Source organism: Alkalithermobacter paradoxus (assembly GCA_002029295.1).
In the GTDB taxonomy this organism is placed as follows: Bacteria; Bacillota; Clostridia; order Peptostreptococcales; family Peptostreptococcaceae; genus Alkalithermobacter; species Alkalithermobacter paradoxus.
Genome location: MZGW01000038.1, coordinates 1 through 555, shown reverse-complemented (window position 1 = coordinate 555; position 555 = coordinate 1). Strand labels below are relative to the sequence as shown.

General features: G+C 52.4%; 5 tRNA genes. All 5 read left to right on the top strand.

From position 1 onward, the window contains the following. Positions 1 to 47: 47 nt before the first annotated feature. A tRNA-His gene (locus tag CLOTH_RS10505) sits at positions 48 to 124 on the top strand. A 6-nt stretch (positions 125 to 130) separates the two neighbouring features. Continuing rightward, positions 131 to 206: transfer RNA gene (locus CLOTH_RS10500), tRNA-Lys, on the top strand. A 5-nt stretch (positions 207 to 211) separates the two neighbouring features. Next, positions 212 to 285, top strand: a tRNA-Cys gene (locus CLOTH_RS10495). A 5-nt stretch (positions 286 to 290) separates the two neighbouring features. Next, positions 291 to 366, top strand: a tRNA-Val gene (locus tag CLOTH_RS10490). 66 nt (positions 367 to 432) lie between these two features. Further along, positions 433 to 507: transfer RNA gene (locus tag CLOTH_RS10485), tRNA-Asn, on the top strand. Positions 508 to 555 lie beyond the last annotated feature (48 nt).

Genomic DNA, 555 nt, shown 5'->3' with positions numbered 1-555 from the left:
GGACCATGGGGCCGGGGGTTCGAGTCCCTCCACCTCGACCAAATATGGTGGGTATAGCTCAGTTGGTTAGAGCGCCAGATTGTGGCTCTGGAGGTCGTGGGTTCGAATCCCGTTATCCACCCCAAAACATGATCCATTAGCTCAGTCGGTAGAGCACCTGACTTTTAATCAGGGTGTCCCGCGTTCGAGTCGCGGATGGATCACCAATTGAGGCGGCATAGCCAAGTGGTAAGGCAGAGGACTGCAACTCCTTCACCCCCAGTTCAAATCTGGGTGCCGCCTCCAAGTATGGGATCATAGCTCAGCTGGGAGAGCACCTGCCTTACAAGCAGGGGGTCACAGGTTCGATCCCTGTTGATCCCACCAAAAATATCCATTGACAAGCACTGATGGGTATGATAAAATCTATTATGTTGTTGAAATAAATTGTATTCCAAGGTAGCTCAATGGCGGAGCACTCGGCTGTTAACCGATAGGTTGTGGGTTCGAGTCCCACCCTTGGAGCCAATAAGCCGAGGTGGCGGAACTGGCAGACGCACAGGACTTAAAATCCTG